This window comes from Cryobacterium sp. TMT1-66-1, from assembly GCF_004403435.1.
Classification (GTDB): Bacteria; Actinomycetota; Actinomycetes; order Actinomycetales; family Microbacteriaceae; genus Cryobacterium; species Cryobacterium flavum.
The window spans coordinates 157,764-184,693 of record NZ_SOGP01000011.1 but is presented as its reverse complement, the minus strand read 5'-3'; the positions used below and the strand labels follow the sequence as shown (position 1 = coordinate 184,693).

Annotated in this window: 18 protein-coding genes; 10 read left to right on the top strand and 8 right to left on the bottom strand. The window is 66.7% G+C overall.

Annotated features, from left to right (window positions below; all coding sequences use genetic code 11):
- Nucleotides 1–147 precede the first annotated feature (147 nt).
- A complete protein-coding gene (locus E3T29_RS09940) occupies nt 148–837 on the bottom strand; it encodes a DedA family protein (RefSeq protein ID WP_134345292.1) in 690 nt (229 codons plus the stop codon).
- A 541-nt stretch (nt 838–1,378) separates the two neighbouring features.
- On the opposite strand from E3T29_RS09940, the gene E3T29_RS09935 reads away from it, so the two are divergent.
- Both E3T29_RS09935 and E3T29_RS09930 read left to right on the top strand, forming a co-directional pair.
- Nucleotides 1,379–3,241, top strand: coding sequence for an ABC transporter ATP-binding protein (locus tag E3T29_RS09935; RefSeq protein ID WP_134345386.1), 1,863 nt, complete (start codon nt 1,379–1,381; stop codon nt 3,239–3,241).
- Nucleotides 3,238–5,043: an ABC transporter ATP-binding protein gene (locus E3T29_RS09930; RefSeq protein ID WP_134345291.1), complete on the top strand. Its 1,806-nt coding sequence runs from the start codon at nt 3,238–3,240 to the stop codon at nt 5,041–5,043. The genes E3T29_RS09935 and E3T29_RS09930 overlap by 4 nt, the downstream gene beginning before the upstream one ends.
- Before the next feature lie 20 nt (nt 5,044–5,063).
- Here the strand turns inward: E3T29_RS09930 and E3T29_RS09925 are convergent, their stop codons facing one another.
- The 5 genes from E3T29_RS09925 to E3T29_RS09905 form a co-directional block, all read right to left on the bottom strand.
- Nucleotides 5,064–5,459: a cupin domain-containing protein gene (locus E3T29_RS09925; RefSeq protein WP_241983019.1), complete on the bottom strand. Its 396-nt coding sequence runs from the start codon at nt 5,457–5,459 to the stop codon at nt 5,064–5,066.
- A gap of 44 nt (nt 5,460–5,503) precedes the next feature.
- Nucleotides 5,504–6,334 carry a hypothetical protein gene (locus tag E3T29_RS09920; RefSeq protein ID WP_134345290.1) on the bottom strand — a complete coding sequence of 277 codons (831 nt, stop codon included), beginning with the start codon at nt 6,332–6,334 and terminating at the stop codon, nt 5,504–5,506.
- Between the two features lie 21 nt (nt 6,335–6,355).
- Nucleotides 6,356–7,258, bottom strand: coding sequence for a sugar ABC transporter permease (locus E3T29_RS09915; RefSeq protein WP_134345289.1), 903 nt, complete (start codon nt 7,256–7,258; stop codon nt 6,356–6,358).
- On the bottom strand, nt 7,255–8,868 hold the full coding sequence (locus E3T29_RS09910; RefSeq protein WP_092339303.1) for an ABC transporter permease subunit: 1,614 nt from the start codon (nt 8,866–8,868) through the stop codon (nt 7,255–7,257). Before E3T29_RS09910 ends, E3T29_RS09915 begins: the two co-directional genes overlap by 4 nt.
- 100 nt (nt 8,869–8,968) lie before the next feature.
- The gene (locus E3T29_RS09905) at nt 8,969–10,204 is read right to left on the bottom strand and encodes an extracellular solute-binding protein (protein WP_134345288.1); all 1,236 of its coding nucleotides are present in this window, start codon (nt 10,202–10,204) and stop codon (nt 8,969–8,971) included.
- A 250-nt stretch (nt 10,205–10,454) separates the two neighbouring features.
- Here E3T29_RS09905 and E3T29_RS09900 point away from each other — a divergent pair, with 250 nt between their 5' ends.
- Entirely contained in the window at nt 10,455–11,471 is a 1,017-nt protein-coding gene (locus tag E3T29_RS09900; RefSeq protein ID WP_134345287.1) for a LacI family DNA-binding transcriptional regulator, read from the top strand.
- A gap of 30 nt (nt 11,472–11,501) precedes the next feature.
- On the opposite strand, the gene E3T29_RS09895 is transcribed toward E3T29_RS09900, so the two are convergent.
- Nucleotides 11,502–11,825, bottom strand: a complete 324-nt coding sequence (locus E3T29_RS09895; RefSeq protein ID WP_092339297.1) for an MGMT family protein — start codon at nt 11,823–11,825, stop codon at nt 11,502–11,504.
- Nucleotides 11,826–11,842: 17 nt separating this feature from the next.
- Nucleotides 11,843–12,295 (bottom strand): GNAT family N-acetyltransferase, encoded by a 453-nt coding sequence (locus E3T29_RS09890; RefSeq protein ID WP_092339295.1) that lies wholly within the window; start codon nt 12,293–12,295, stop codon nt 11,843–11,845.
- A gap of 159 nt (nt 12,296–12,454) precedes the next feature.
- Between E3T29_RS09890 and E3T29_RS09885 the strand changes: the two genes are divergently transcribed.
- From E3T29_RS09885 to E3T29_RS09855, 7 genes are all read left to right on the top strand, one after another.
- Nucleotides 12,455–13,669, top strand: coding sequence for an NADP-dependent isocitrate dehydrogenase (locus E3T29_RS09885; protein WP_134345286.1), 1,215 nt, complete (start codon nt 12,455–12,457; stop codon nt 13,667–13,669).
- 121 nt (nt 13,670–13,790) lie between these two features.
- Nucleotides 13,791–15,728 (top strand): heavy metal translocating P-type ATPase, encoded by a 1,938-nt coding sequence (locus E3T29_RS09880; RefSeq protein WP_134345285.1) that lies wholly within the window; start codon nt 13,791–13,793, stop codon nt 15,726–15,728.
- A 256-nt stretch (nt 15,729–15,984) separates the two neighbouring features.
- Nucleotides 15,985–19,551 carry a S8 family serine peptidase gene (locus E3T29_RS09875; RefSeq protein ID WP_241987750.1) on the top strand — a complete coding sequence of 1,189 codons (3,567 nt, stop codon included), beginning with the start codon at nt 15,985–15,987 and terminating at the stop codon, nt 19,549–19,551.
- A 257-nt stretch (nt 19,552–19,808) separates the two neighbouring features.
- The gene (locus E3T29_RS09870; protein ID WP_134345284.1) at nt 19,809–23,483 is read left to right on the top strand and encodes a S8 family serine peptidase; all 3,675 of its coding nucleotides are present in this window, start codon (nt 19,809–19,811) and stop codon (nt 23,481–23,483) included.
- A 324-nt stretch (nt 23,484–23,807) separates the two neighbouring features.
- Nucleotides 23,808–25,043, top strand: coding sequence for an MFS transporter (locus tag E3T29_RS09865; RefSeq protein ID WP_134345283.1), 1,236 nt, complete (start codon nt 23,808–23,810; stop codon nt 25,041–25,043).
- A 216-nt stretch (nt 25,044–25,259) separates the two neighbouring features.
- A complete protein-coding gene (locus tag E3T29_RS09860; RefSeq protein WP_134345282.1) occupies nt 25,260–26,261 on the top strand; it encodes a ring-cleaving dioxygenase in 1,002 nt (333 codons plus the stop codon).
- Nucleotides 26,258–26,914 (top strand): alpha/beta hydrolase, encoded by a 657-nt coding sequence (locus E3T29_RS09855; RefSeq protein ID WP_134345281.1) that lies wholly within the window; start codon nt 26,258–26,260, stop codon nt 26,912–26,914. The genes E3T29_RS09860 and E3T29_RS09855 overlap by 4 nt, the downstream gene beginning before the upstream one ends.
- The last annotated feature ends 16 nt before the right edge of the window (nt 26,915–26,930 follow it).

Sequence of the window (26,930 nt, the reverse complement as noted above, 5' to 3'; positions counted from 1 at the left end):
TCGAGCGCCGAGAGCTACTGGCGTTAGGTAAGCCTGCTGGCGTGCCTGGCAGGTCGGTCGCGCCAGCAGCTCGAGGCCACCGGTGCAGCCTTCGGCCGCGCGACATCGTGGTCTGTGGTCTGTGGTCTGCGGTCTGCGCCCGGGGCACTACTCGCGGAGGTCGGCCGGGATTGTCGGAACGACGCGTGCGGCCGCACGGCGCTCCTTGAGCGTCGTGCGTGCGGCCTTGCCCAGTTCGGTGAGAATGGGGATTCCGGAGAGCAGGATGATGCCGATGATGAAGAACTCGGAATACTTCTCGACGAAGGCGATCTGGCCGAGGAAGAACCCGACCAGGGTGAGTCCGACGCCCCAGGCGAAGGCGCCAATGGCGTTGTAGGTCACGAAGCTGCGGTAGCGCATCTTGCCGACACCGGCGGCAACCGGCACGAAGGCCCGAAAGACCGGCAGAAAACGGGCCAGAATAATGGACTTGCCGCCGTGCTTGGCGAAAAAGGCGTTGGTGCGCTCCACATTCTTCGGGTTGAAGAAGCGGTTCTTCTCCCGCGAGAACACCGCGGGGCCGGCTTTTCGGCCGATGACATAGGCCAGCTGGTCACCGGCGAAGGCGGCAATGAAGACCACCAGGCAGGTCACCCAAATCGGCAGCGGAACAACGCCGGTCGCGGTGAGCAAGCCAACGGTGAACAGCAGGGAATCACCCGGCAGGAATGACAAAACGATGAAACCGGTCTCGATGAACACGACCGCGGCGACGCCCAGAAGCACGAAGGACCCAAACGAGTGGATCAGCCACTCAGAGTCGAGAAAATCGATTCCGAAGAGGGTGGGCAGCATGAAGAATCCTTCCAACGGGCGAGCGCGCGGGGCATGGCCATGCCGAGATGAGGCGCAGAACCCAGACTACGTGACCTCAGGCTGGGAAATGCCGGGTGGCCATTCCGCCCCGCGGATGCTCCCGCCCCAGAAAAACCTTGCGTTCTGCCCCCGTTTCGCCATAGTCTGAAAGGCTGCCTGATCCGGGGGCATCTGACACATATTCTTGAGGCGCCCAGGAGGCAGACATGACAAAGACAGCACCGATCACGCTCGCAGCGATTGCGACCGACGGCGCACACTTTGGCGTCTCCGCTGGGTCCCCCGCCGCCGTGCGTCTCGTCGGCTAGCCGCGACTCACCCCGCAACGACGAGCGATTCGCTCGTTCAGCCCGGCAGCTCGCTGCCTGCGCGTTCTGTACACGCGCACCCATCGCTCGATACCGGGCATCGCCGACCCGCCAGCGCCGTACGGCGCGAGCGTCTCGGGTGGCGACCACTCTGTCTGGTGACCACAAACATCCGCTTCACGCGCACCCCGCACCACAATCAGGACTGGACCATGACCACCACTGCACCACCGGCACCGCCGCCTCCCACCAACGACGCGGCCGTGCGCAGCAACACCTTTCGCAGCCTGCAACGGCTCTACCCCTATGCCAAACCGGCCCTGCCGCGCATCTATCTCGGCATGGTCGCCGCGCTGCTGGCCGGTCTCGTGGCCCTGGCCATCCCGCAGGTGCTGGCCTGGCTGGTCGACGGCCCGCTCCGCAGCGTCGGCTCCGGCGACAGCGCCTCACAGATCTGGCCGGCCGTGTGGATCGTGCTCGCCCTCGGCGTGGTCGAGGCGATCATGATCGCCCTGCGCCGCTGGTTCGTGCTCACACCCGGCACCCACATCGAGGCGCGCATGCGCAACCACCTCTACGCCCGCCTGCAGGACCTTCCGGTGAGCTTCCACGACCGCTGGCCGAGCGGCCAACTGCTCTCGCGCGCCGTGAGCGACTTGAACCTCATCCGCCGCTGGGTGTCGTTCGGGCTCGTGCTGCTCGTCGTCAACTTTCTCACCATCGTCGTCGGCGTCGTCATTTTGCTGTGGATGCACTGGTTGCTCGGCGTGATCTTCGTGGTCTGCTCGATTCCGATCTGGATCTACGGTTACGTCTTCGAGGAGAAATACTCGGTGATCGCCAGGCGCAGCCAGGACCAGTCCGGCGACCTCGCCACCGCGGTCGAAGAATCGGTGCACGGCATTCGCGTGCTCAAGGCCTTCGGTCGTGGCTCGTTCGCGCTCAAGAACTTCGCCTCACAGGCCGAAAGCCTGCGCGGCACCGAGATCGAGAAAGCCCGCGCCATTGCCGGCATCTGGCTCTGGCTGCTGCTGGTTCCCGATGTGGCATTCGCGCTCTGCCTCGTCGCCGGCGTCTGGCTCACCAGCCAGGGCGACCTGAGCGGTGGCGAGCTGCTCGCATTCTTCGCCACGGCGACCGTGCTGCGGTTTCCGGTGGAATCGATCGGTTTTCTGCTGTCGATGACCTTCGACGCGCGCACCGCGACCGACCGGTTTTTCGACATTCTCGACACCCCGAACGACATCACCGACCCGGCCGCTCCGGTCACCCTGAACGCGCCGCTCGGCCGGCTCGCGTTCGACAACGTGCACTTTCGCTACCCGGACTCGCCGGAGCGTTTTCCCGACCTGCTCGACGGCATCGACCTCGTGCTCGAACCGGGGGAGACCATGGCGCTGGTCGGCCTCACCGGCTCGGGCAAGAGCACGCTCACGGCCCTGACCACCCGGCTGTACGACGTGACGGCCGGTTCAGTGACGCTCGACGGTGTCGATGTGCGGGCACTGAGCCGCGAAGAGCTGCGCGGCCACCTCGCGATGGCCTTTGAGGACGCCACGCTGTTCTCCGCCTCCGTTCGCGACAACGTGCTGCTCGGCCGCGCCGATCTGGCCGAAAACAGCCCCGAAGCGGATGCCGCGCTCGCGCAGGCCCTGCAGATCGCCCAGGCCGGGTTCGTGCACGACCTGCCGCTCGGCGTCGACACCCTCGTCGGCGAGGAGGGCATGAGCCTGTCCGGCGGACAACGACAGCGCCTCGCGCTGGCGCGCGCGGTCGCGGCGCGGCCATCCGTTCTGATTTTGGATGACCCCCTCTCGGCGCTCGATGTGAACACCGAATCGCTCGTGGAGAACGCGCTCCGCGAGGTGCTCGTCGACACCACGGCGCTCATCGTGGCGCACCGCCCGTCGACGGTCATGCTCGCCGACCGGGTGGCGCTGCTCGAAGACGGCCGCATCACGGCGGTCGGTACGCACTCCGAACTGCTGCGCACCAGCCCGCACTACACCTTCGTCATCTCCAGTCTGGAAGACGAAGAACGCCGAGAATCAATCCGAGCGGAGGAAGTACTGTGAGCGTCACCGGAGTACAGGGTGAGGAACGCCACGACTTCACCAAGGCTGAAAGCAAGCAGATTCGGGCCCGTTCGCTGCGGCTGCTCGGTTCGCTGCTGCTGCCGGTGCGCGGCAAGGTCGTGCTCGCCATGCTCGTGGTGGTCGTCTCGACCGCCGCGCAGGTGGCCGGCCCGGCCCTGATCGCGTTCGGCATCGACCGCGGATTACCGGCGCTACTGAAGCAGGACTGGATGCCGTTGGCCGCGACCGGCGGGATCTACCTCGTCGCCGGGGTGCTCGGCGCGCTGCTCATCGCCTGGTACACAGTTCTGAGCGCCCGGGTGAGCCAGGCCGTGCTGATCGACCTGCGCAAGCGCGTGTTTGTGCACACCCAGAAGCTGAGCCTCGAATTTCACGAGTCGTACACCTCTGGACGTATCATCTCGCGCCAGACCAGCGACCTCGATGCCATTCGGGAGCTGCTCGACTCGGGTATCAACCAGCTGGTGCAGGGCATCCTCTATATGTTGTTCACCGCGATCGCCCTGGTGCTGCTCGACGGCACGAGCGGCCTCGTGCTGCTCTGTGCGTTGTTGCCGCTGGTCATTCTCACCCGCTGGTTCCAGGTGCGCTCGCAGAGCCTGTTCCGGCAGTCGCGGGTCGCGTCGGCGAGCCTGATCGTGCGCTTCGTCGAAACCATGACCGGCATCCGCGCCGTCAAGGCGTTTCGCACCGAGAAGCACAACGAGACGGTGTTCGGCAAGCTCGTCGAGAGCTACCGGCTGGTCAACGCCCGCGTGATCCAGCTGTTCGGAGTCTTCGACCCCGGATTGGTGCTGATCGGCAACGTCACGGTCGCCGCCGTGCTGCTGGTCGGTGGTTTTCGGGTGGCTGACGGCCAGCTGGCCATCGGCGCACTGCTTGCGACGCTGCTCTACACCCGCCGGTTCTTCGACCCGATGGAGGAGATGGCCATGTTCTACAACTCCTACCAGTCGGCCGCCGCGGCGCTCGAGAAGATCTCGGGCGTGCTCGAGGAACGACCCGGCGTGCCCGACCCGGTCGCCCCCGTGGACTTGTGGGAGGCACGCGGACGCGTGCGCTTTGAGAACGTGCAGTTCGCCTACCAGGCGGATCGCGAGATTCTGCCGCACTTCGACCTCGACATTCCGGCCGGGCAGACCATCGCCCTGGTCGGGTCGACCGGCGCCGGCAAGTCCACCCTCGCCAAGCTCATGAGCCGGTTCTACGACCCGACGGATGGTCGGGTGCGGCTCGACGACGTCGACCTGCGCGACCTGCACCCCAAGGATCTGCGCCGGGCGATCGTCATGGTCACCCAGGAGGCGTACCTGTTCAGTGGTTCGGTCGCCGAGAACATCGCGATCGGCAAACCGGATGCCTCGGCGCAGGAGATACGCGCCGCCGCGGCTGCCATCGGTGCTCACGACTTCATCGAGAGCCTGCCGAACGGGTATGACACCGACGTGAACAAGCGCGGCGGGAGGGTGTCGGCCGGTCAGCGCCAGCTGATCTCGTTTGCGCGCGCTTTCCTTGCTAACCCGGCGGTGCTCATTCTCGATGAGGCGACGTCGTCGCTCGACATTCCGAGTGAACGGCTGGTGCAGGAGGCGCTGCAGACGTTGCTGGCCGATCGCACTGCCGTGATCATCGCGCACCGCCTGTCGACGGTTGCGATCGCCGACCGGGTGCTCGTGATGGAACACGGGCGCATCGTGGAGGACGGCACCCCGAACGACCTCATCTCGGGAACCGGCCGCTTCGCGACCATGCACGCCGCCTGGCGCGACTCCCTGGTGTAGAGCGGGCGAGGCCGCCGACACTAATCGAGCAGGGGACCACGGCGCTCGGTGGCGTCTGGACCGAGGGGCTCCGGGCGGCCTGGGGTGCCTGGGGTGCCCGGGGTGAGCGTGGCGGGCACAGGCTCCTTGAGCTCGACAAAGATGGTGTGCGTGGCCGTATCGCCGATGTTGGACCCGGAATGCTCTTGGGCGGGAAGCCAGCGAGCGACGCCCTCCGGCAGGTCGACGTCGACGGAACGGCCGCCGCTTGACAGACGCCGCTGGAAGGCGGTCAGGGTGAACATGACACTGTCGGGGTGCCGATGCGGCACGGTTTCGTCGCCGGGCCGGTCGAGGTACTCGAGCACCCGCACCCGCTCGTTCTCGAAAATCACCCGGTAGAACTGGGGGTTGGTGACGACCGGATCGCTCTGCATGCCAGCATGGTAGCACCCCGCCCACCTCCCCACCGTGGGCGCGATCAGGGGCCAGGCCCGGACCGATCATCATGCTCATTCTGGGCACCGTGCTGGGTCTGGTCGGCGCCGGCATGCTCTCGGGGGGTACGGCTCTCGCCGTCGTCACCGCCGCGCAGGGGGATGACGGCTACTTCACCACGCAGGCCGAGACCTTCACTGTTGATTCCTCGGCGATCACCTCGCCGAACCTGGACGTTGGCAAGGACCTCGGAGTACCGACCGGCGTCGGGTTCGACATTGCCACGCTGCGCCTTAAGGCGAGCAATGTGGCGACCGACCAGGACGTCTTCATCGGCATCGCGCCGCGCGCCGACGTTGATACCTACCTCGCCGACGTGAACCACAGCGAGCTGCGCGAGGTACGGACGTCTCCGTTCCGGGTCGACTACCTCGACGTTCCCGGCACCCAAACAGCGGCCGCTCCCACGGACCAGAGCTTCTGGACCGAATCGGCCACGGGCACCGGCACCCAGGAAATTATTTGGAAGCCCGCCGCCGGCGACTGGTCCGTCGTCGTGATGAACGCTGACGGCAGCCCCGGGGTCGCGGTCAACCTCTCCGCTGGTGTGCACACCGATCTGCTCGGACCGATCGCTGTGGGACTCCTGGTCGGGGGCGGCATCCTCTTTCTGATCGGTGTGCTCCTCGTTGTGGCCGGCGCCATCGGCCTCGGTCGACAGCTCACACCGAAGCCGCGTAAGCCCGGGGGCGCGGGCACGGCACTGCAGCCGCCCGCTTTTGGCCGAGTGGATGCGACCGGCCCGATCACCCCGCCGCGACGAGTACCCGCCGTTCCGGCTAGACCAGGGTCCGGTCGAGCCGACCCCGGTCACCCGGTCGGAGGGCTGAAAAACCTACTTGTCGGAGCCGGCTGTCAGCCCGCCCACGATGTACTTCTGCAGGTAGAGGAACAGTGCCATCACCGGCAGGGCGGCGAGCACGGCACCGGCCGAGAAGGCGCTCCAGTCGGCGTAATTGGGGTTGGAGACGAGCTTGTACAGGCCCACGGCGAGGGTTTGCTTGTCGGGGTCGATGAGCAGCACGCTGGCCACGACGAAATCGTTGGTCGTGGTGATGAACGAGAGCAGCCCGACGACCGCGAGGATCGGGGCGACCAGCCGCAGAATGATCGTGAAGAAGATGCGGGCGTGGCTCGCCCCGTCGATCTTGGCCGCCTCGTCGATCGACGACGGGATCGTGTTGAAGAAGCCGTACATGAGGTAGGTGTTCACGCCGAGGGCGCCGCCGAGGTAGACCATGATCAGCCCGACCTGGGTGTTCAGACCGATCGCCGGGAACAGGTCACCGATCGTGCTCATCACGAGGAAGATCGCGACGACGGCGAGCAGCTGGGGGAACATCTGCACGAGCACGAGGGTCAGCAGTCCAACCCGACGACCGGTGAAGCGCATGCGCGAAAAGGAATATGCCGCAAGAGCGCCGAGGAAGACGGTGAGAATCGAGGTGGTGCCGGCGATGACGATGGTGTTGCCGAACCACTGGGCGAACGGGGCGTCGGGGGAGTTGAGAATGCGCGCATAGGCTTCGAAACCCACCTGCGAGAACAGCTCGTTCGACCCGGTGAGGGTTCCCTGTGGGTTGAGGGAGGCCGAGAGTACGTACAGCAGCGGAAAGCCGGAGAAGACGACCATGACGATGCCGATCGCGTGCCGCCACCCCGTGCGGCCGAACCACCGCTTGAACGTGAACGGTCGTTTCTGCGGGATCACCCGCGTGCCCTCGTCGACGGATGTCATCGGTTCAACTCCTCGAGTGCCTTGGTCTTGCGGAAGGCGATGACCGAGATGACCGCCACCAGGATGAAGATGATGATCGAGAACGCGCTAGCGAGCCCGTAGTCCCGGGCCTGCCCCGTGAAGGCGACCTTGTAGACCATCGAAATCAGGATGTCGGTGGCCCCGACATTCACGTCGGCCGCGGCATCGCGCGGCCCGCCACCGGTGAGCATGTAGATGAGATTGAAATTGTTGAAGTTGAACGCGAACGATGCGATGAGCAGCGGCGCGACCGACACCAGCAGCAGCGGCAGCTTGATCAGCCGGAACACCGCCCAGGGCCTGGCGCCGTCGACCGTGGCGGCTTCTTCGAGTTCGGCCGGGATCGACTGCAGGGCTCCGGTGCAGACCAGGAACATGTACGGAAACCCGAGCCACAGGTTCACCACGAGAATGCTGATCTTGGCCAGCCATTCGTTGGTGAGCCAGGGGATCTGCGCCCCGCCGAGCAACACTTGGTTGACGAAGCCGAAACTCTCGCTGAGCATGCCGGCCCAGACTAGTGCGGACAGGAATGCCGGAAAGGCGTAAGGCAGGATCATGGCGACCCGGTAGAACTTGCGACCCTTCATGCGCATGTCGTTGAAAACGATGGCGAGAAAGAGCCCGAGGAAGAATGTCGTCGCCATCGAGAGGGCGGCGAAGGTGATGGTCCACAGGGTTACGCTGATCAGGGGTGTGCGAATGCCTTTTTCCGTGAAGGCGCGGGCGAAGTTGTCGAATCCCACGTTGATGCGCCAGCCCGGCAGCATCTCCTCACCGGTCGCCGAGACGAAGGCACCGTCACCGGTGTCGGAGAAGACCGTGCCGGTCTGGGCATCCGTCATGGTGTCGGCCTGCTCGTCGTAGACGAGCGAGGAGAGGTAGAGGTAGGCACTGCTGCCGTCGTTGGTGCGCAGGGCGCCGTCGTTCGGGTCGTCGGAGAACGGCACCGTGAGGGCGGTGATTTCAGCCGTGCGCGACAGGATGTCCTGGAAGCTGAGGGTGGTGTAGCCGTCGAGCCCGACGGCCTCACCACCGGTGATGGTGGCATCGTTCACGGGCGCCAACGGGCTGTCGGCCGAGCCGAGGCTCACCTCGCCGCCAGGGTCGGTCACCAGAAAACTCAGAGTGCCGAACTGGTCGAGCACCGTGACCGCGTAGCTGGGGGAGTCGGGCACGCGCTCCTGGGCGCTGCTCATGAGCGCCGAGATGGCCTGCGCCTTGTCACTGTTGTGGCCGGTGCTGTAGTTGGTGAACCCGATGTAGGCGGTGTAGCCCACGACGAAGATCTGGAACACGACCAGGAAGATGACGCCGGGGGTGAGGTATTTGGCCGGGAGCTTGCCGGGCGTGAAGTAGATCCAGTTGACCACGAGCGTGACCAGGGCGACGAGCGCGAAGATGAGCCACTGCTGCTGCAGGAACAGGATGAACAGGCCATAGAGCGCGACGGCGTCCACGACGCCGAGCAGCGCCATCTTGACCAGGATGGCTTTCAGGCCGCCGGAGGCTGCTTCCGCGACCATAGCCGCGCGATGCTGCCGCTTCGACGGTTTGGTCGTGCTGACGTCGGTGTCATCGGTGCGCATGGTTCAGCTTTCGTCGGGTTCAACTCTCGTGCGGGGTGTGGTCGACGGGCGACCACACCCCGCGGTGGTGCGGTTGCTGCGGTTCTACGGCGGGTGCCGGTCAGCCGATGGCGCCCTGCACGTCGGCGGCCAGCTTCTGCCACGTCGCGGTGGGGTCTTCGCCGTTGATGATGGCGGCCTGGGCGATGCCCCAGAACTGCCAGACCTGGCCCATGGCCGGGATGGCGGGCATCGGCACGGCCTCAGCGCCGACCGCGGCGAAGCCGGCCACGATGGGATCGCTCGACGCTGCCTCAGCGGATGCCTTCAGCGCGGGAAGGACCTCGCCCGACTCGAACAGGGCGGTCTGCACGTCTTCGGTGGCCATGTAGTTCACCAGGAAGTCGTTGGCGGCGACCTTGTTCTGGCTCTGCTCGCTGATGAAGAAGCCCTTCACTCCGGCGAAGGGGGCTGCGGCGCCGGTCGACGGAGCGGCGATCGCGTCGACCGCGAGGTTGATTCCTGCGTCGAGAGCTGCGCCGACGTTCCACGGGCCGGTCAGCCAGAAGGCGGCGTCGCCGGACGTGAAGGCGGTCTTGGCGATGTCACCGGTGATCTCGGTGTTGAACACGCCGGTACCGGTCTTGCCCTGGGCGGAGAGCCAGGCAGCGAAGGCCTCACCGGCGGCGTTGCCAATTTCGAGCTGGGCGGCGTCATAGCCGCCGGTTGAGTCGGTGCCGAAGACCGGAGCTCCGAACGACGTCTGGAACGGGTAGAGGTGGTACGGATTGCCGTCGACACCCTGCTCGACCAGGAACGGGTAAGTCACGCCGGTGGCGGTGCCCTTGGCGATCATGTCGTCGTAGGAGGTGGCGGCCTCGGGCACGAGGTCGGCGTTGCGCAGCAGAGCGAGGTTTTCGACGGCGTAGGGCAGCTCGTAGACCTGGCCGTCGTACGTGGATGCCGTGATGGCGACGGGGAGGAAATCGTCTGCCTTGTCGCCGAGTTCGATCGGGCTGACGACACCGTTGGTGACGAGTTCACCGAGCCAGTCGTGGGCGCCCATGGTGATGTCCGGGCCCTTGCCGGTGGGGACCTGCTGAATGAAGTCATCCTTGAGGGTGGCATTGTCTTTGGAGACGAGGTCGACCTCCACTCCGGTCTTCTCGGTGTACGCGGCCGCGGCCGGTTTCAGGGCGTCGACGCGTTCGGCGTCGATCCAGACCGTCAGTGTGCTCGCGGAAGCGGCGTCGCCGGCGGTGTCGTCGGATGACGCGGGCGAGCATCCGGCGAGGGCGAGGGTTGCAACGCCCAGGAGGGCGCCGAGGCGGAGCAGGTTCTTGGTGTTCACCGTCATTGGTGTGGAGCCTTTCGCAAAATTGTGCCTGCGGCGATGCAGGCGGGCTGATTCCGACCCGGTTTGCAAGCGATTGCATCCCGGCCTTGATCGAGGTTAGCCCGAATACGCGCCATTCTGGTCACAGAACTGCAACGAATCGTGGAGAACGCGAATTCTGTGCGGATCATCCTGCAAACGCTTGCAGTGATCGGAAAATGTGTAACATATCGACTACGCCGCCAACGAGGGCGGCACGACGAGGGGCATCATGGTTGGAATCGCGGACGTCGCCCGTCACGCCGGGGTCTCGACGGCGACGGTGTCACGCGCTCTCAGCGGTGCCCACAACGTGTCGCCGGCCACGCGCCTGCGGGTGGAGGCATCCGCTGCCCAGCTCGGTTACGTCGTATCGTCGACAGCGTCGAGCCTCGCCTCCGGTCGCATGAAGAACATCGGTGTGGTCGTACCGTTTTTGAACCGGTGGTTTTTCGCGAGCGTCGTCGAGGGTGCTCAGCAAGCCCTGCAACGCCACGGCTACGACCTCACCCTCTATAACCTCACGGGCGGGCTCGAGGCCCGCCGCAGCGTCTTCGAACACTTCCTGCTGCGCCAGCGAGTGGATGCCGTCATCGCGGTGTCGCTGGAATTGACCGAGCACGAGGTGGCCCGTCTGCACGCCCTCGACAAACCGCTCGTCGGGGTCGGCGGCCCGCTGGCCGGCGTGCCAACCCTCACCGTGGACGACCTCGCCGTGGCACGCCTGGCGACCGAACACCTGATCGCTCTCGGCCACACCCGAATCGCCCATATTGGCGGGGACAAGGCCTTCGACCTGGACTTCAACCTGCCGACGAACCGGCGCTTCGGCTACGAAGCGGCGCTCGCGGCGGCCGGGATCACAGCACGCCGGGAGGACTATCGCCCGGCCGACTTCACCACGGCGGGCGGATACCAGGCTGCCAAGCAACTGCTTGGGCGGCCGCACGAACGCCCGACCGCCATTTTCGCCGCCTCCGACGAAATGGCCATCGGCAGTGTGCTCGCCGCCCGTGACCTCGGACTCGGTGTGCCCCGCGACGTGTCGGTGATCGGGGTTGACGACCACGAACAGGCGGCCTTCTTCGGGCTGAGCACGGTCGCGCAGTTTCCCAGGCAGCAGGGCGAGAAAGCCGTTGAGGTGCTCATGGAAGAACTCCGACCGCACCTGGAGCCGCGTACCGGGCTCAATATCAACATGCCGTTCGAGCTCATCGTGCGCGCCAGTACGGCGCGGCCGCCGGAGTAGTCCCGGCCGCGAGCAGATTACGCGAGCAGGTTAGGCGGGCGGTGACCAGCGGGCGGCGGCGTAGTCGACGCGATACGCGGCATCCGTTTTCGTGATGAGAACCGGCGTGTTTTCGGCGCGGTAGTGCGGTAGCGCCTGGGTCTCATGCCCGATCGGCGGATGCCCGCCGGCGCGAATCACCCGCCACCAGGCCGCATCAGAGCCGTAACGAGCCATGACTTGCCCGACCGCGCGGGCCGCGCGGGAACCGAGCTGCGCGGCCACGCCGCCGTAGGTCATCACCCGGCCGGGCGGGATGGAATCGACCACGCCGAGCACCCGGGACACGAAGTCGTCGGGCTCAGGCGTGCTCATCTGAGGCTCGACGCGGCTCAGAGCTTCAGCGAGCCGATGACTTCGCCGTACTGGGTCTCGCCGACATCGACGAAGCCCAGGCGGTGAAAAAAGGCCTCCGGGCCGTCGGCACCGGGCTCCCAGATGACGTTGACGTGGTCGAAGCCGCGATCACGGGCTTCAGCGGCGAGGGCTTCAGCGGCGAACTTGCCGACACCCTGACCCTGCGTCTCCGCGTTGACGTTGATGCGCCAGATGCAGGCGCGAAATTCTTCGTGCTCGGAGTTCGGGTCGAAGTTGCCGTGGATGAAACCAGCGACGACGCCGTCGAGAAGTACCACGCGCTGCCACGAGGTGGCCGGGTTGATCACCGAGGCGGCGACCGAATACGAGACCGGTGCAATGAATTGTTCCTGGCCAGGCTTGAGGCTCAGATTGTTGGCCGCGACGATGTTTCGTGCAGATAATTCTTCCAGCTTCAGCTCACCCATGTGTTCAGGCTAACGTGCGCCCGGGGTAGCCGGTAGTCGAGAGGGCGTTTGGCCCCCGCAATTCACCTCGCAAATTTATCTCGATGTCAAGATAGTTACCGTCCTCTAGTAAGCTTGACGGTGGTCGTGACGGCCACACTGAATATAGAGGAGATATTTTTGTCGAAGATCAAGGTTGAGGGAACAGTAGTCGAGCTCGATGGCGATGAGATGACCCGCATCATCTGGCATGCCATCAAAGAAACGCTCATTCACCCGTACCTCGATATCGACCTCGAGTACTACGACCTCTCCATCCAGAAGCGCGATGAAACCAACGACCAGATCACGATCGACGCCGCCCACGCCATTCAGAAGCACGGCGTCGGCGTGAAGTGCGCGACCATCACCCCCGACGAAGCCCGGGTGGAAGAGTTCGGCCTCAAGAAGATGTGGCTCTCGCCCAACGGCACCATTCGCAACATCCTCGGCGGCACCATCTTCCGCGAGCCGATCGTCATCTCCAACATCCCGCGCCTCGTGCCGGGCTGGAACAAGCCGATCATCATCAGCCGTCACGCCTACGGCGACCAGTACAAGGCCACCAACTTTCGGTTCAAGGGCAAGGGCACGCTCAGCATGACCTTCACCCCGCAGGACGGCAGCGAGCCGTCCACGTTCGAGGTGTTCGAGGCCCCGGGCGACGGCGTCGCCATGGGCATGTACAACCTCGACTCGTCGATCACCGACTTCGCCCGCGCCACCCTGGCTTACGGCCTCGAGCGCAACGTGCCGGTCTTTCTCTCGACCAAGAACACCATCCTCAAGGCCTACGACGGTCGCTTCAAGGACATCTTCCAGGACATCTTCGACGCCGAGTTCAAGGCCGGCTACGAAGCGGCCGGCCTCACCTACGAGCACCGCCTCATCGACGACATGGTCGCCTCGGCCATGAAGTGGGAGGGCGGCTACCTCTGGGCCTGCAAGAACTACGACGGCGACGTTCAGTCCGACACCGTAGCGCAGGGCTTCGGATCGCTCGGCCTCATGACCAGCGTGCTCTCCACTCCCGACGGCAAGATCGTCGAAGCTGAAGCCGCCCACGGTACCGTGACCCGTCACTACCGTCAGCACCAGCTCGGCAAGCCCACCTCGACCAACCCGATCGCGTCGATCTACGCCTGGACCCGCGGTCTGTCGCACCGCGCCAAGCTCGATAACAACAAGGCTCTGGCCGAGTTCGCGTTGACCCTCGAAGACGTCGTCATCAAGACCGTCGAAAGCGGCAAGATGACCAAGGACCTCGCGCTCCTGGTCGGCCCGGAGCAGAAGTACCAGACCACCGAGGAATTCCTCGCCTCGCTCGCCGAGAACCTGCAGACCCGCCTGGCGTAGTCAGCACCAGCGTCTCGGAAGGCCTCGACCGTAATCGGTCGGGGCCTTCGTGCGTTCTGCGTGACTGCAGGCGAGGCTTTCCTCGGTGGCGCTCGGCTGCACCGCGCGGGAGAATGCAGTCATGTCCCGCCTCCTCGTGTTCGCACGCCGATATCCGCTCGTCGCCGCCACGGTGCTCGTCGGCCTGCTCGGGCTCGCGCTCGGAATCTTCGGTCAAGCGGATGCCGTGCGCTGGCTGTTCAGCGGGTTCGGCATCGTTGCCGCCCTCGTTTCGTCCGTCGGGATGGTACGTCAACTGGTCCGGGGCAGCTTCGGCGTCGACCTGCTCGCCATCATCGCGATCGTCGCTACCACCCTCGTGGGCGAATACGTGGCGACCCTCCTCATCGTGCTCATGCTGTCGGGCGGCGCGGCCCTCGAAGATTATGCCGCTGGCCGCGCTGCGCGAGAACTCGACGCGCTCCTGAAACGTGCGCCTCAGATCGCTCATCGCCTCGACCCTGACTCGGGTGAGGCTACGGATGTGCCGGCCACCGAGGTGCGCGTCGGCGACCTGCTGCTCGTGCGCCCGTCGGAAATCGTGCCGGTCGACGGGCAACTGCAGAGCGACACTGCCGCGTTCGACGAGTCCTCGCTTACCGGCGAGAGCCTCCCGGTTGAACGCAGCGTCGGAGACCCGGTACTGAGTGGATCCATCAACGGGCAAATCGCAGCCACCCTGATGGCCACGGCGACCGCCGCGAACAGTCAGTACCAGCACATCATCGCCTTGGTCGAGGAGGCGTCAAGCAGTAAAGCCCCGGTGGTGCGCCTCGCCGACCGCTACGCCGTTCCGTTCACGGTGGGCGCTCTCACCCTGGCCGGTCTCGCCTGGGCGCTGTCCAACGATCCGGTGCGGTTCGCCGAGGTGCTCGTAGTGGCGACGCCGTGCCCGCTGCTGCTCGCCGCGCCGGTCGCGTTCATGGGCGGCATGAGTCGCGCCGCTCGGAACGGGATCATCGTCAAGGGCGCCGGCGTGCTCGAAGCCCTCTCCCGCGCCAAAACTATCGTCTTCGACAAGACCGGAACGCTCACCTACGGCACGCCCGCGATCAGCGAGGTGCGCCCCGAAGCGGGCTTCAGCGCTGACGAGCTGCTGACTCTCGCGGCGTCGGCCGAGCAGTATTCGAGTCACGTGCTGGCGGCATCCGTTCTTGGCGCCGCGCACGAGCGCGGTCTCGCGCTGCACACGGCGGACTCGGCGAGTGAGGCCGCAACCTTCGGCGTCGAGGCCCGATTCGGGCCCGGAACCGTGCGGGTCGGCAAGCTCTCGTTCATCAATGACGGGGCAGCGGATGCGACGGCTACGCACCTTGCCGGCGGCGAGCTGGCCATGTACGTCGCCGTGGACGGACGGTTCGCCGGCAGCATCGTGGCCAGCGACCGGGTGCGGGACAACGCCCGCCAGAGCGTCGCTGACCTCGCCCGTCTCGGCGTGCGGGAGAATCTCATGCTCACCGGCGATGCGCGCGCTACCGCTTTGCATGTGGCCGGCCAGGTGGGCATTGTGCACGTGCGAGCGGACTGCCTGCCGAGTGACAAAGTCGACGCTGTGCGGGCGCTGACCCGACGCCCGGTGATCATGGTGGGCGACGGCGTCAACGACGCTCCCGTACTCGCAGTCGCCGACGTTGGTATCGCGATGGGGGCCAAGGGCTCGACGGCGGCGAGCGAATCGGCCGACGTGGTCATTCTGCTCGACGATATCTCGCGTACCGTGCGGGCCGTGCGCATTGGCCAGGACACCGTTCGTGTTGCCTTGCAGAGCATCTGGCTGGGGATTGCCCTGAGCGTGGTGCTCATGGTGATCGCGGCGTTCGGCCTCATACCGGCGACGGCCGGAGCGATCAGCCAGGAGGTCGTCGACCTCATCACCATTCTGAACGCGCTGCGCGCCATCGGCGGTCGGCGCGATGCCGTGCGGGCTCGGCGGGCATCCGTTGGCGGTGCATCGGCCCCACTGGAAACCAGCGAAAGGGCAGACAGACCGGTACTCCCGGCAGTAGACAGACCCGTCTGATTCAGGGGCTACCCCGAGCCTGAATTGAGCATTGGTCAAGGTAACGATCGTGTTACCGAGCATTCTGCACCCTGTACGGGGGTGTCGCCCGTGCGATACGTTCACGAGCACGTTGTGCCCCGAACTGGGGCAGAGCGGCTAGCGCACTCCGATCCGATTGGACACGCACGTGAGATCACAGTTCAGGCGAACCACACTCCCGCCCGAAAGCCCGTATTTCGCTCCTCACCAGATGCGGCGGGTGATGGCACTCTGCGTGACCACGACCCTGGTTGCAGCCGGCGCCCTCGTGGGCGTGAGTGGCGTGGCGGCCGCCCCGATGGCTCCCGGCCTTGGCGGCATCATCGGCGCGGGCAGCCCGGTCACCGACTTCACCGACGGTCGCTACATCGTGACCCTGGCCGACAACGCTGTCGCCACCTACACCGGCGGTGTCGACGGTTTTGCACCGACCACACCGGATGCCGGCGCCCGCCTCGATCCGCACAGTCGCGCCTCGGCGAGCTATTCCGACTACCTGGCTGGTAAGCAAAAGGAGGTGGCGGCATCCGTTGATGCCACGATCGACTACTCGTACACCCTGGCCTTGAACGGGTTCGCCGCCGAACTGACCGCCGCGCAGGCGGCCAGGCTCTCGGCCGAGAAAGACGTTGTGGCCATCTCGCCCGACGAGCTCAAACACCTGACCGCTACCTCGTCGACCGAGTTTCTCGGACTCTCCGGCGATGACGGCGTCTGGGCGTCCACCGGCGGCGCCGACACCGCGGGCGAGGGCGTCGTCATCGGCGTGCTCGACACCGGTTTCGCACCGGAAAACCACTCGTTCGCCGGCGACGCACTCGGCGGCACGGCCGGTGACGAGCCCTGGCTCGACGGTGACACAATCACCATGACCAAGAGCGACGGCACCGTCTTCACCGGCGAGTGCGTCACCGGCGTGCAGTTCGACGCCTCGGACTGCAGCACCAAGGTGGTCGGTGCGCGCTACTTCGTGACCGGCTACGGCGCCGATCGCATCGGCGGGGTCGACGAGGGCGAATACCTGTCGCCGCGCGACGGCGACGGCCACGGGTCGCACACCGCGAGCACCGCCGGCGGCAACCACGACGTGACCGCGACCATCAGCGGCCTGGACTACGGCCTCATCTCGGGCGTTGCCCCGGCCGCCAAGATCGCCGCCTACAAGGTCTGCTGGACGGCCGCTCCCGGCGGAGACGACGGCTGCGCCACCTCCGACCTGCTGGCCGGTATCAACCAGGCCGTCGCCGACAACGTCGACGTGCTGAACTACTCGATCGGCGGCGGAGCGGCCGACACCACGGTCTCACCGACTGACCAGGCCTTCCTCGGCGCGGCCGCAGCGGGCATCTTCGTGGCCGCCTCGGCCGGCAACTCCGGCCCCGGTGCGTCGACGCTCGACAACGCCTCCCCGTGGATCACCACGGTCGCCGCGAGCACTATCCCCGGCTACGAGGCCACCGCCACCTTCGGTGACGGCACCGCCTACGCTGGAGGCTCGATCTCGGTCGACCGCACCCCGGGCGCCACCCCGCTGGCCGGCACTCTCGTGCGTGGTGACCTCGTAGCGGCGGAAGGCCACGACCCGGCCGACGCCCTGCTCTGCGGCCCCGATTCCCTCGACCCGGCGCTCGTTTCCGGAACCATCGTGCTCTGTGAACGCGGCGTTTACGACCGCGTCGCGAAGTCCGCCGAGGTTTTGCGGGCCGGCGGCATCGGCACGCTGCTCGTGAACAGCGTTCCCGGCTCGGTCGACACCGACGAGCACAGCGTGCCCACCATCCACCTCGACTCCACATACTGGGAGGCGACGTATGCCTACGCGGGCAGCGCCGCGGCATCCGTTATATTCACCGACGGGAATACGACCAGCTACACGCCGCCGACACCGCAGGTGGCCGGGTTCTCCTCGCATGGGCCGGTACTCGCCGACGGCAGCGACATTCTGAAGCCCGACGTGACCGCGCCCGGCGTGGCCATTCTCGCCGACGGTCCGAACGCAGAGGGTGGCGAGCCGACCTGGCAGTTCCTCTCCGGTACGTCGATGTCGAGCCCGCAGATCGCCGGACTCGCAGCGCTGTATCTCGGTGAACGACCGCTCGCCACCCCCAGCGAGATCAAGTCGGCCATGATGACGAGCGCGTATGACACCGTCGATGCGGGCGGCGACACCGTCACCGACCCGTTCACCCAGGGTGCAGGTCACGTCGACCCGACGAGAATGTTCGAACCGGGCCTGCTCTACCTGAATGACACCGAGGATTGGTACTCCTACATTCAGGGCATCGGTTATGACGTCGGCGCCGACCCGGTGGACCCGAGCAACCTCAACCTGGCCTCCATCGCGATCGGGTCACTGACCGCGCCGGAGACCATCACCCGCACCGTCACGAGCACCGAGGCCGGCACCTTCACCGCCCAGCCGGTGACGGTACCGGGCATCGACGCGGTCGTCTCGCCGGCCACGCTGAGCTTTGGCGCTGAAGGCGAATCGGCCAGCTACACCGTGACGTTCACCCGAACGGATGCCCCGCTCGATCAGTTCTCGACCGGCTCGCTCAACTGGGTGAGCGGCTCAGGGACGCTCGTGCACAGTCCCATCGCCATTCAGCCCGTTACCCTCGTCGCGCCGGCCACCGCCAACGGCACCGGGATTGACGGTTCGGTCGACGTGTCGATCACCCCCGGAGCCACCGGGGACATCGCGCTGAACCTGATCGGTCTCGCGGCCGGACTGCACCAGAGCGACCCGGCCGACCCGGCCAGTCCGAACACCGGATCCGGCACCGCCGGTGACGAGTTCAGCTACCAGGTGGAGGTACCGGAGGGTACCCAGCTCGCCCGGTTCGACCTCGACGCGGTCGACCAGACCGCCGATCTCGACCTGATCGTCTACCGCCTGAACGGTGACGGCGGTTCTCCGGTGGCCGGCTGGCAGTCTGCGACCGGATCGGCCGATGAACTCATCGACCTGGTCGACCCCGAAGCCGGTTTCTACCAGGTGATCAACTCCATCTACAGCGGAACGACCGCGTTCAACGTGAACACCTACTCGGTGCTCGCCGGCCCCGGCGCGGGGTCGTTCGCGGCCGCACCACCGGTCGTCGCGGGCCAGCAGGGCGTGGCGGCGACGTACTCGCTGTCCTGGTCGGGCCTTCTGCCCGAGACCGGTTACCTCGGTCTCGTCGGTTACGGTGACAGTTCGGTCTCAACGGTCGTCTCGGTCGCCAGTGGCGCAGCTCCCGAGCCGGAAGCGCCCGTGAACACGGCGTTGCCGTCGATCGAGGGCACCGCCGTCGTCGGCGCGAAACTGACCGCTCTGGCGGGAGAGTGGAACCTCGCCGGGCTGGCCTACAGCTATCAGTGGCAGGCCGATGGTCGCGACATCAAGAAGGCCACCAAGGTCGACTACACGCCGACCAAGTCGCTCGGTGGCAAGACGCTCACGGTGGTTGTCACCGCCCGGGCCGACGGGCTTCCGGCCGGCGCGGCTACCTCGGCCGGGGTCGTAGTGAAGTACTCCACCACCGTTGATGTGAAGGTCGATTCGAAGGCTAAGCCGCACTCCAAGGGCGCCACGATCAATGTGTCGGTGAAGACCGACGCACCGCGCTCGGCGTCGCTCGGCACAGTGCAGATTCTGGTCGACGATCAGAGCTACGACGTGGCCCTCGATCAGAAGGGCAAGGGATCGCTGACCCTGCCCGACCTGGACCGCGGCAGCTATACGGTTGTGGCGCAGTACGCCGGTACCGACCTCGTCGCCGCGGCGAACAGCAAGCCGCGCACGCTGACCGTGCGGTAGCAGGCGAGCGCCAGGCGCGCGCCGCGTGCATCCGTTTTTCAAGCGGATGCACGCGGCGCGCGTTGCGTGTGCCCGCTTGCGCACCCCCAGCCTGCGGTACCTGCGGAATGCCCCTATCCGGGGGTCGCCGAGCGCGCTACGGTCACCAGCGAACTGTCCCGCGCATCGGGACAGCGACACGTTCCTGTTGTGGAACGAGACCACCTCGCACCCTTATCGGATTGGACACCCACGTGAGTTCTTTCTTCAGGCGCACGATGTCTGCGCCGGATTCAGCGCTGAACCCAGCGCCAACATCCCGCTCGCGCCGCCGCGCCACAATCGCGGCCACCGTCGCCATCGCCCTGGTGGGCGCTTCCGTACTGGTCGGCGGCACCCTGCCCGCCGGCGCCGCCCCCGCAGCGACCGGTCTCTCCGGCAGCATCGCCTCTCCCGGCGGGCAGCGGATGGATTTCACCGCCGGACGCTACATCGTGACCCTCAGTGACGAGGCCGTTGCGCTGTATCAGGGCGGAGTCGACGGTTTCTCGGCCACCATGCCGGATGCCGGGGCCAAGCTCAACGCCCAAAGCCGCTCGGCCGAGACCTACAAGGACTACTTGACGCGCATCCAAAGCGAGGTGGCAGCATCCGTTGATGCCAAGGTGGCGTATTCCTACACGCTCGCCGTGAACGGATTCGCAGCGCAGCTCACCGGCAAGCAGGCGGCGGCCCTGGCCGTGAAGAAGAACGTGGTGTCGGTTGTACCCGACGCCCTCCGACACGTGACCGCCGAGTCGTCGACCGATTTTCTGCGGTTGAGCGGACCGAACGGACTGTGGTCCAAGCTCGGCGGAACCAGCGAGGCCGGTAAGGGCGTGGTGATCGGAGTGCTCGACACCGGCATCGCCCCAGAGAACCCGTCCTTCGCCGGCTCGCCGCTCGGCACGACACCCGGCGAGGAGCCGTGGCTCGACGGTGACACGATCACCATGAACAAGGCTGACGGAACCACCTTCACCGGCACCTGCCAGACCGGCGAGCAGTTCGCTGCGAGTGCCTGCAGCACCAAGGTGATCGGGGCCCGGTACTTTCTCGACGGCTTCGGAGCCGACCAGATCGGCGACGCGTCAACGGGTGAATACGTCTCCCCGCGGGACGGCGACGGTCACGGTTCGCACACCTCGAGCACCGCTGGCGGCAACGCCGACATACCGACGACCATCAACGGAGTCGACTTCGGCAACATCTCGGGGGTAGCCCCGGCTGCCAAGATCGCCGCCTACAAGGTGTGCTGGTCCGGCCCCGACAACACCGTCACGACCGACGACGGCTGCACGGACACCGACATTCTGAAGGCCATCGACCAGGCCATCTCCGACGGCGTCGACGTGATCAACTACTCGATCGGCGGCGGCCCCGCGCAGACCACGTTCTCGCCCACCGACGCAGCCTTCCTCGGCGCTGCTGCGGCGGGCATTTTCGTGGCTGCATCCGCTGGTAACGACGGTCCAACGGCATCCACCGTGGAGAACGCGTCACCGTGGATCACCACGGTCGCCGCGACGACGATTCCGTCGTATGAGGCGACGGCCACGCTCGGTGACGGTACGGCGTATGCCGGTGCCTCGATCACCGTCGACCGCACGCCGGGAGCCACCCCGCTCTCCGGCAACCTGCTGCGGGCCGACCTCGTAGCGGTGGACGGCTTCGACCCAGCCGACGCGTTGCTCTGCGCGCCGGGCGCACTCGACCCGGCCAAGGTGTCCGGCGGGATCGTGTTCTGCCAGCGCGGCGTCTACGACCGGGTGGCCAAGTCGGCCGAGGTGCTGCGGGCAGGCGGCAGCGGCATGCTGCTGGTCAACCGCACACCGGCCGACGTCGATACCGACGAACACTCGGTGCCGAGCCTCCACTTGGACGCCCCCGCCTTTGACCCGGTCTTCGCCTACGCCGCAACGGCAGGCGCGACCGTCACGTTCACACCCGACAACACGACCGCCACGCAGACGCCGGTGCCCCAGATGGCCGGATTCTCCTCCCGCGGGCCGGTGACCGCCGACGGCGGCGACCTGCTCAAGCCCGATATCGCGGCGCCCGGTGTCAGCATTCTGGCCGACGGCCCCAACGCGGAGGGTGCCGACCCGACGTTCCAGTTCGAGTCGGGTACCTCGATGGCCAGCCCGCACATCGCCGGCCTCGCCGCACTGATCCTGGGCTTTCGGCCGCTCGCGACCCCGGCCGAGATCAAGTCGGTCATGATGACGACCGCGAAGAACACGGTCGACGCTACCGGTGCCCCGGTGACCGACCCGTTCGCGCAGGGTGCCGGGCAGGTCAACCCGTCCTCGTTCGACTTTCCGGGCCTGGTCTACCAGAGCGGTCCAGCCGACTGGCTGGCCTACCTGCAGGGGATCGGTTTCGACGCCGGCGTGGAGCCGATCGACGCCAGCAACCTGAACCTGCCGTCGATTCAGATCGGAGCGCTGACCGCGCCCGAAACCATCACCCGCACGGTGACCGCCGTACGGGTGGGCACCTACACGGCAGTCCCGATCGAGATCCCCGGCATCACCGCCGTTGTGTCTCCGGCCGAGATGACCTTCAGCGCCGTGGGTGAGAAGCAGAGCTACACGGTGACCTTCACTCGAACGGATGCTCCGCTCGACCAGTACGCCACCGGCTCGCTGGACTGGGGCTTCGGAAACGGTGGTTCGGGCAACCCGGGCGACTTCTTCGACGTGGTGCACAGCCCGATCGCTGTTCGTCCGGTCACCGTCGTCGCTCCCACCGAGGTGGCTGGCACCGGCCTCGACGGTTCGATCGACATCACCGTGGCCCCGGGCGGGTCAGAACCGGTAGCGCTGAACCTCAGCGGCCTGGCCAACGGGGTGCACCAGAACAACGCCGCGGACCCGTCCGCTCCGCACAGCGGTGAGGGCGCGACCGGCGACCAGTTCACCTACGAGGTGGAGATTCAGACAGGCCGGCTCGCCCGGTTCGACCTGAACGCCGTCGACGATTCGACCGACCTCGACCTGTTCGTGCTGCTGCTCGACGGCCCGGGAGGCAACCCGGTTGCCGGCTGGCAGTCGGCTACGGGGTCCGCCGATGAGCACGTTGACATCCCCACCCCGGAGGCCGGCTTCTACCAGGTCGTTGTGGACGTCTTCTCCGGTTCGACGGCGTTCGACGTGAACACCTTCTCGGTCGCGTCGGGGGTTCCCACCAGTGGGTTCACCGCGACACCGGCGACGATCCAGGGGCCGCAGGGCGTGCCGATCACGTACACGCTCAGTTGGGCCGGTCTCGTGCCGAACACGCCGTACCTCGGTGTGGTCGACTACGGCGACAGCACAGCCTCGACGATTCTCGCCATTGCGGCGAGCGAGGGTGACAACACCCAGGCCCCGGTGAATACCGTGGCGCCGAGCATTTCCGGTACGCCGGAGATCGGGTCGGTTCTGACGGCTGACCCCGGCCAGTGGAACGTCGAAGGTCTTACCTTCGGCTACCAGTGGCAGAGCAACGGCGTCGACATCACGGGTGCGACGTCAGCCACCTTCACGCCGACCAAGGCTCTCGCCGGAACGACACTGACCGTGGTCGTGACCGCGTTGGTGCCGGACGGGCCGAGCGCAGCGGCCACCTCGGCCGGTGTTCTGGTGAAGTATGCCGCCAAGGTCGCGGTGACGCTCAACCACCGGGCCGTCTTCTTCTCCAGCCGGGTCACCGTGTCGGTCACGGTCACCAGCAAGGGGGAGGTCGGTGACACCGCCACGGTGACGGTCGACAAGCGCCGGTTCACCGTGGCGCTCGACGCGAACGGGCACGGCAGCGTCACGCTGCCTAAGCTCGGTCGCGGCCTGTACAAGGTGGTCGGGCACTACGCCGGCAACGACGCGGTCGCCGCCGCGAACAGCCCGGCCCGCTCCCTGCTGGTCGTGCGGTAGCCCGCCGCCGGTGCTCGGGCCCCGTGCAATCTGCACGGGGCCCGAGCTTCGTCTCGTTCCCAACGGGTTCCGGTCTCTTTCTGGACGGGTCCCGGTCTCTTTCTGGACGGGTTCCGGTCTCTTTCTGGACGGGGCCCAGGCCCCGTCCCTGGGCCCAGTTTAGAAACTGGGCCCGTGGTCATAAGGTGGGCCCGAGCGACGATGAAGGCGACGGATGCGCCGTCCGTCGCCTTCACGCGTGTCACGAGTTGTGCGTGTTCGTACTTTCCGGGCCCGGGCGGGCGCGCGGCAGCTTAAGCTGTAGGGATGCGAGCGGCGGGATGGATGCGGGGGCGACCCCGGGCATCCGCTGTAGCCGGATCGGGCGCAACCGGCGCGAGCCCGAAGCCGCGGCTGAACCGGGACGTGATCGTGCTCGGCGTCATCGCATTCTTCGTGATGGTCGGGTTCGGGGTTGTGGTTCCGGTGCTTCCGGTCTACGTGCAGAGCTTCGGGGTCGGCAACCTCGAGGTCGGTGCGGTCGTCTCGGCGTTCGCGCTTATGCGTTTCGTGTTCAGCCCGGCCTGTGGCCGCCTGATCGACTGGGCGGGGGAGCGCAGTGTGCTCGCCATCGGCATCGGAATTGTCGCGCTCTCCAGTGGACTGGTCGGCGCGGCCGACAGCTACGTGCAACTCTTGCTGCTGCGCGGTGCGGGCGGCATCGGCTCGGCCATGTTCTCGGTGTCGGCCATGACACTGCTGCTGCGCACGGCCGAGCCGGGCCGGCGGGCCCGTGCGATCGGGTTCTATCAGGGCGGATTCCTGATCGGTGGCATGGCCGGCCCGGCGATCGGCAGCCTGCTCGCGACCATCTCCCTGACCGCACCGTTCTTCTTCTACGCCGGCACCCTCACCGTGGCGGGCCTGGTTGGGCTGTTCCTGCTGCGTTCCGGCGGGCGGGGCAGCGCGCTCGCCGCGGCCGGCGCATCCGCTGTGCGCACGCCGTTTCGCACCGTGCTGCGCGACGAGCGCTTTCGCGCGGCCTGCATCGCCAACTTCGCCCAGGGCTGGACGTCCCTCGGTGTGCGCACGACGCTCATTCCGCTGTTCGTGGTGGTGGTGCTCGGCGGGACCAGCTCGTGGACCGGCATCGCTCTCGCGGCCGCGGCGGTGGCCCAGGCACTCGCGCTGGCGCCGGCCGCCCGGTTCGTCGATACGGTCGGGCGTAAACCGGCCATCATCGGGGCATTCACCGTGGCCGGGCTGGCGATCGTGGCCATCTCGTTCGCGCCGAACATCTGGGTGCTCGGCGCCCTGCTCTGCGTCTACGGGGTCGCCGCGGCGTTCATGGGCACCGCGCCGGCCGCAGCGGTGGGCGATGCTGCCGGCGCTCGCGGGGGACGCCCGGTGTCGGTGTTCTCCATGTGCGCGGATGCCGGTGCGATCGTCGGTCCGCTCGTCGCCGGCTTGCTGGTTGATACCTTCTCGTTCTCGGCCGGGTTCGCGGTGGGCGGGGTTTTCCTGGTCATTGCGGCGGCGTACGCGCTGCGGATGCCGTCGGAGCGCCTCGCCGTCTCGTAACAGCGGATGCGCGTGGCTGATTCAGGAAAGTCCGGCGCGGCCCACCGAGCTTCCACAGGAGTCCGAGGCGTTCCCTGGCCAGCGAAACCGATTTCCTGAACTAGTCCCCGAAAACGCGCGCACGAATTCCGGCGGGCATGGGACGAGTGGGAATACCACAGCAGATACATGCGTTTGCATAAACACCGAACGATTGATCTGCCAAGGAGACTAGCCATGACCGTCCAGACCAGCGGACTGCACCACGTCACCGCGATTGCGGGCGACCCGCAGCGCAACATCGACTTCTACGTGACCGGACTGGGCCTGCGCCTCGTCAAACGAACCGTCAACTTCGACGACCCGGGCACGTATCACCTCTACTACGGCGATGACTCCGGCCGGCCCGGGTCACTACTCACCTTCTTTCCGTGGGCCGGCATTCGCAGCGGACGCACCGGTGCCGGGCAGTCGACGACCACCGCGTTCTCGGTTCCGGCCGGCAGCCTCGGCTGGTGGAAAGCACACTTCGCCGCGCTCGGCGTGGAATCTGCGGTGACCGGGCGCTCCTCGCACGAGGAGCGCCTGTCGTTGCGCGACCCCGACGGCCTGCAGCTCGACCTTGTGGCATCGTCGACCGTGGATCCGCGCAATCCGTGGGATTCCGCATCCGTTCCCGCCGAATTTGCGGTGCGCGGCCAGCACTCCTCGGTGCTCACGGTGGCCGACCCGGCGAAGACCGTGCAGGTGCTCACGGCTGACCTCGGCATGCATGTCATCTCCGAATCGGATGGCCGCATCCGCGTCGGGGCCGGTGATGGTGCGGCCGGCAACCTCGTCGACGTGCTCGCTGACCCGGCCTGCGAGCCGGGACTGACCGCTGGCGGAACCGTGCACCACGTGGCGTTCCGGGTGCCCGACCGGGCCACCCAGGCCGAATGGCGCGAACAGCTCGTGGACAGTGGTTACGGTGTGACCGCCATTCTCGACCGGGACTACTTCACCTCGATCTACTTTCGCGAACCCGGCGGCGTATTATTCGAAATTGCCACGGACACCCCCGGCTTCGACATCGATGAGCCGCTGCTCGAACTCGGTCGGTCGCTCAAGCTTCCGCCGTGGCTCGAGCCGAGCCGTGAGGCCATCGAGAACTCGGTCGCGCCCGTCACGGTGCCCGCCGAGAACAACCCGGGGCTGGCGGATGCCGCGGCGCTGGCAGCCGCCGCGGCTCACGAATGAGTGACGTGACACCGGACTGGCTGCACCTGTTTCGGGCGGGTTCGCCCGACGCTCCGGTACTGCTCATGCTGCACGGAACCGGCGGCGACGAGCAGCAGATCAGTGGGCTCGCCGCCGCGCTCAACCCGACGGCCACAGTGCTCGCCCCACGCGGACGCGCGGCAGAGAACGGCATGAACCGCTGGTTCCGTCGGCTGTCGGAAGGTGTCTTCGATACCGAAGATGTCGCCCGGCGAGCCGACGACCTAGCCGGATTCCTGGTCTGGGCCCGGGACTACTACGAGTTGGGCGACCGTTCGCTCGTTGCCGTCGGGTTCTCCAACGGCGCCAACATCGCCCTCGCCCTGGCCCTGCTGCATCCCGAGGTGGTGGCGCGGGTGATCGCTTTCTCGGGGATGCACCCGCTCGACGTTTCAGCGGATGCGAGCGAGGTGGAGCGTGCGATCGGCGCGCGGGTCGCGGCGAGCGAGCTGGCGGCATCCGCTGTGCTGCTGCTGAATGGTCACAGCGACCCGATGGCACCGCTTGCCAGTGTGCAGAGCCTCGTGGAGGTTCTGGAAGCGCAGGGCGCGCGGGTGCAGCAGGAGCTGCGCGCCGGTGGCCACGGTATCGCCGAATCCGATGTCGCTGCTGCGGTCGCCTGGTTGGCCTAGCCGGCGAGGGTGCACC

Excerpts from the sequence above, each read along its gene's own strand:
- E3T29_RS09910 (WP_092339303.1), bottom strand. The coding sequence starts at position 8,868 with ATGCGCACCGATGACACCGACGTCAGCACGACCAAACCGTCGAAGCGG.
- E3T29_RS09855 (WP_134345281.1), top strand. The coding sequence starts at position 26,258 with ATGAGTGACGTGACACCGGACTGGCTGCACCTGTTTCGGGCGGGTTCG.
- E3T29_RS09905 (WP_134345288.1), bottom strand. The coding sequence starts at position 10,204 with ATGACGGTGAACACCAAGAACCTGCTCCGCCTCGGCGCCCTCCTGGGC.
- E3T29_RS09890 (WP_092339295.1), bottom strand. The coding sequence starts at position 12,295 with ATGGGTGAGCTGAAGCTGGAAGAATTATCTGCACGAAACATCGTCGCG.
- E3T29_RS09860 (WP_134345282.1), top strand. The coding sequence starts at position 25,260 with ATGACCGTCCAGACCAGCGGACTGCACCACGTCACCGCGATTGCGGGC.
- E3T29_RS09900 (WP_134345287.1), top strand. The coding sequence starts at position 10,455 with ATGGTTGGAATCGCGGACGTCGCCCGTCACGCCGGGGTCTCGACGGCG.
- E3T29_RS09935 (WP_134345386.1), top strand. The coding sequence starts at position 1,379 with ATGACCACCACTGCACCACCGGCACCGCCGCCTCCCACCAACGACGCG.
- E3T29_RS09915 (WP_134345289.1), bottom strand. The coding sequence starts at position 7,258 with ATGACATCCGTCGACGAGGGCACGCGGGTGATCCCGCAGAAACGACCG.
- E3T29_RS09940 (WP_134345292.1), bottom strand. The coding sequence starts at position 837 with ATGCTGCCCACCCTCTTCGGAATCGATTTTCTCGACTCTGAGTGGCTG.
- E3T29_RS09880 (WP_134345285.1), top strand. The coding sequence starts at position 13,791 with ATGTCCCGCCTCCTCGTGTTCGCACGCCGATATCCGCTCGTCGCCGCC.
- E3T29_RS09925 (WP_241983019.1), bottom strand. The coding sequence starts at position 5,459 with ATGCAGAGCGATCCGGTCGTCACCAACCCCCAGTTCTACCGGGTGATT.
- E3T29_RS09865 (WP_134345283.1), top strand. The coding sequence starts at position 23,808 with ATGCGGGGGCGACCCCGGGCATCCGCTGTAGCCGGATCGGGCGCAACC.
- E3T29_RS09895 (WP_092339297.1), bottom strand. The coding sequence starts at position 11,825 with ATGAGCACGCCTGAGCCCGACGACTTCGTGTCCCGGGTGCTCGGCGTG.
- E3T29_RS09870 (WP_134345284.1), top strand. The coding sequence starts at position 19,809 with ATGTCTGCGCCGGATTCAGCGCTGAACCCAGCGCCAACATCCCGCTCG.